The organism is uncultured Methylobacterium sp. (assembly GCF_964244095.1).
GTDB lineage: Bacteria > Pseudomonadota > Alphaproteobacteria > Rhizobiales > Beijerinckiaceae > Methylobacterium.
This window is the reverse complement of sequence record NZ_CAXTHR010000232.1, coordinates 1-3,618: the sequence shown is the minus strand read 5'-3', so window position 1 is coordinate 3,618 and position 3,618 is coordinate 1. Positions and strand designations below refer to the sequence as shown.

The 3,618-nt window shown below is 70.6% G+C and carries 3 protein-coding genes and 1 pseudogene; 2 read left to right on the top strand and 2 right to left on the bottom strand.

Annotated features, from left to right (window positions below; translation table 11 throughout):
• Together ACFE86_RS21640 and ACFE86_RS21635 are read right to left on the bottom strand one after the other, a co-directional pair.
• Window positions 1-128, bottom strand: a pseudogene (locus ACFE86_RS21640) (sulfate adenylyltransferase small subunit); the annotation flags it as partial.
• Complete coding sequence (locus ACFE86_RS21635) at window positions 125-934, bottom strand: phosphoadenylyl-sulfate reductase (protein ID WP_375457376.1); 810 nt, start codon at window positions 932-934, stop codon at window positions 125-127. The pseudogene ACFE86_RS21640 and the gene ACFE86_RS21635, both read right to left, overlap by 4 nt.
• Window positions 935-1,184: 250 nt before the next feature.
• On the opposite strand from ACFE86_RS21635, the gene ACFE86_RS21630 reads away from it, so the two are divergent.
• Window positions 1,185-1,700, top strand: coding sequence for an Lrp/AsnC family transcriptional regulator (locus ACFE86_RS21630; RefSeq protein WP_375457375.1), 516 nt, complete (start codon window positions 1,185-1,187; stop codon window positions 1,698-1,700).
• A gap of 111 nt (window positions 1,701-1,811) precedes the next feature.
• On the top strand, window positions 1,812-3,596 hold the full coding sequence (locus ACFE86_RS21625; protein WP_375457374.1) for a sulfite reductase flavoprotein subunit alpha: 1,785 nt from the start codon (window positions 1,812-1,814) through the stop codon (window positions 3,594-3,596).
• The last annotated feature ends 22 nt before the right edge of the window (window positions 3,597-3,618 follow it).

The window sequence follows — 3,618 nt, the reverse complement described above, 5'->3', positions numbered from 1 at the left end:
AGCATCACCGGGTTCTCGGTCTCGGCGACCGTCTCCCGGAAGATGTGGATGCTCTCCGCTTCGAGCCGCTGCAGGTGCGTCAGGCGTGCGCCGGCCGGGGCGGCCTGCGGGGCGGGTGAGGCGCTCATCGAGCCATCTCCGGCGTCGGGCTGCGGGTCGGTTCGAACACGGCCGCTTCCGCGCCCGGCCGCACGGCAGCCTCGCGGGCGGGCGCGTCCGGACCGTGGAGGTGCAAGCCGCATTCCTTCCGGGATTCCTGCTCCCACCACCAGCGGCCGGCGCGCTCGGGCTCGCCGACGCGGACCGCGCGGGTGCAGGGCGCACAGCCGATCGAGGGAAAGCCGCGGTCGTGCAGGGCGTTGTAAGGCACGAAATTGTCGCGCACGAAGCCCGCGACGTCGTCCCGCGTCCAGTCCGCGAGCGGGTTGAGCTTGATCAGGCCGCGGTCCGCGTCGAACGCGGCGAGCGGCGTCTCGGCGCGGTTGGCCGATTGCCCGGCGCGCAGGCCGGTGAGCCAGCCCGAGGCGCCGGCAAGCGCACGCCCGAGCGGCTCGACTTTACGGAAGCCGCAGCAGGCCTGCCGTGCGGCGATCGAATGGCGGAAGCCGTCGATGCCGTCCGTGCGCACGAACGCCTCCTGTGCCTCCCGCTCCGGCGCATAGGCGCGGATGCGGATGCCGTAGGCCGCCTCCGTCTCGGCCCAGACGTCGTAGGTCTCCGGGAATAGCCGCCCGGTATCGAGGGTGACGATCTCGGTGCGGCCCTTGGCGGTGGCGAGCGCATGGGTCAGCGCCTGGTCCTCGATGCCGAGGCTCGTCGTGAAGACCAGGCGGCCGGTGAGGCCGGCCTCGATCAGCGCGATCCGGCCGCGGAGATCGAGGCCCTTCAGGGCGGCCGCAAGATCGGCTGCGGCCTGTGGCGTGGGTCGGGTCATGGACCGTTCGATGGATCGCGGTGCGGTGGATCGGCGCGCTTGGCTGGTTCGAGCCGCTGGTTGTCGGCTGAGATGTTCGCTATAACGAACGCTGTCAAGGCGACGGCGGGAGCAGCCGGCGCCTTTCGCGCCGCGATGCGGTAGACTCGGGCAACACGCCGCAACCCGCATCGGTTGCACCATCTTGGAAGTTCCTTCTCATGGGCGTCCTGCCGGGACGGCATGGGTAGGTAGGCATGCGAGGTTCGCCGTGGATGCGATCGACCTGAAGATCCTGGCGCTGCTCCAGACCGACGCGACGCTGTCGATCGCGGCCATCGGCGACCGGGTCGGCCTCTCGCAAACCCCGTGCTGGAAGCGCATCCAGCGGCTCGAGGCCGACGGAGTGATCGACCGGCGCGTGGCGGTGCTCGATCCGGTCAAGCTCGGGCTCGGGCTGACGGTCTTCGTCTCGATCGAGACGGCGGACCATTCGCGCGACTGGCTGGAGCGGTTCGCCGGCACCGTCTCGGCGATGCCGGAGGTACTGGAATTCTACCGGATGGCCGGCGACGTGGACTACATGCTCCGCGTGGTCGTGGCCGACATGAGTGCCTACGACGCCTTCTATAAGCGCCTGATCGCGACGTTGCCGCTGAAGAACGTCACCTCGCGCTTCGCCATGGAGAAGGTGAAGTCGACCACTGCTCTGCCGCTGCCCGCACCGCCGACGAGCGGCCGTCAAATCCAGGGATTGCCGCCCGCCCTTGCCGTGGTAGGAGAATAGAATTCTATTTTGCAGCGCAGCGACAGAAAAGTTCTTCTTCGATCAGCACGTTCTATAAAGCGAACGTTTTCCCGTTGACAGGGGGCCTCGGCCTCACGACATGGTCTCCCGATGCCACGCCAAAGCCTCCTTCCCCGCACGGCCCCCTTCGGCGACAGCGAGCGGGCCAGCCTCGACGCCGTCCTCGGCGGCGCCACCGCGACCCAGCGGGCCTGGCTCGCCGGGTTCCTCGCCGGCATCGACGCGGCCGGCGGGCAGCCGGCGGCAGCGCCTGCGGCCCCGCCCAAGGCATCGGAGCCGCTGACGATTCTCTACGCGAGCGAGTCCGGCAACTGCGAGACGCTCGCCGGCAACGTCGCCAAGCTCGCGCGCAAGCAGGGCTTCAAGCCGAAGGTGATCGACTTCGCCGATCTCGACGTGGCGACCCTGGCGGGTGCCGGCAAGCTCGTGGCCATCGCCGCCACCTGGGGCGAGGGCGAGCCGCCCGCCCGCGCGATCCGGGCCTATGGCGAGCTGATGGGCGACGGCGCCCCGCGCCTTGACGGCGTCGACTTCGCGGTGCTGGCGCTGGGCGACACGTCCTATGCCGAGTTCTGCGCCACGGGGAAGGCGCTCGACGCCCGCTTCGAGGCGCTCGGCGGCAGGCGCGCCGCGGACCGCGCCGACCTCGACCTCGATTTCGAGACGCCGGCGGCCGACTGGATCAAGGCCACGCTGAAGGCGCTGGCGCCCGCGCCGGCTGCCTCCGACAACGTGGTGGCGGTCGATTTCGCCCGCGCCGGCGCTGTCGAGGACGAGGAGGCCGAGCCCAGCCGCGACCCGTTCGTGGTCGAGGTTGTCGAGCACGTGAACCTCAACTCGTCGCGCTCCGACAAGGAGACGATCCACCTCGCGCTGGCTTTCGAGGACGGCGCGCCTGCCTACGAGCCCGGCGACTCGCTGGAACTCTATCCCGAGAACGATCCGGCGCTCGTCGAGGAGATCCTGTCAGCGACGGGGCTCTCGGGCGACGAGCCCCTGCGCCGCGCCCTGCTGTGCGAGCGCGACATCACCACGCTGTCGGCAGCCACCGTCGAGCGGTTCGCCAAGGCGACCGGTCATACGGCGGCCAAGGCGCTGATCGAGGGCGGCGCGGTGCGTGCCTGGATCGAGGGCCGCCACCTCATCGACCTGATCGAGACCTATCCGGCCGCGCTCACCGCCGAGCACCTGAACGCCATCACCCGCCCGCTGCCACCGCGGGCCTACTCGATCGCCTCGTCGCGCAAGGAGGTGGGCGACGAGGTCCACCTCACCATCGCCGCGGTGCGCTACGAGACCCACGGCCGGGCGCGCTCCGGCGTCGCCTCGACGCATGTCGCCGACCGGATGCGCGACGGCGCCAAGCTCCGGGTGCGGCTGAAGCCCAACCGTCACTTCCGCCTGCCGGCGGACCCGGCCGCCGACATCGTCATGGTCGGCCCCGGCACCGGCGTGGCGCCGTTCCGCGCCTTCGTGCAGGAGCGCCGCGCGCTCGCGGCCGAAGGCCGCAAGGTCGGCCGGTCCTGGCTGTTCTTCGGCGACCGGCACTTCACCCACGACTTCCTGTACCAGCTCGAATGGCAGGAGGCGCTGGAGGACGGATCGCTGACGAAGATCGACGTGGCGTTCTCCCGCGACCAGCCGGAGAAGCTCTACGTGCAGCACCGGATCGACCAGCACCGCAAGGACCTGGTGGAGTGGCTCGACGGCGGCGCGCACCTCTACGTCTGCGGCGACGCCAAGGCGATGGCCAAGGACGTGCGCGTCGCCGTGGAGCGCGCCTACGCCGAGGTGAAGGGCTTGAGCGCCGACGATGCCGCAGCCGCCGTCGCGGCGCTGGAGCGCGCGGGGCGTTATCAGCAGGACGTGTATTAGCGCCACCGCGCATCCCTCCCCC

What these genes read in the sequence shown, in the direction of transcription:
- ACFE86_RS21635 (WP_375457376.1), bottom strand. Translation starts at nt 934, where the DNA reads ATGACCCGACCCACGCCACAGGCCGCAGCCGATCTTGCGGCCGCCCTG.
- ACFE86_RS21625 (WP_375457374.1), top strand. Translation starts at nt 1,812, where the DNA reads ATGCCACGCCAAAGCCTCCTTCCCCGCACGGCCCCCTTCGGCGACAGC.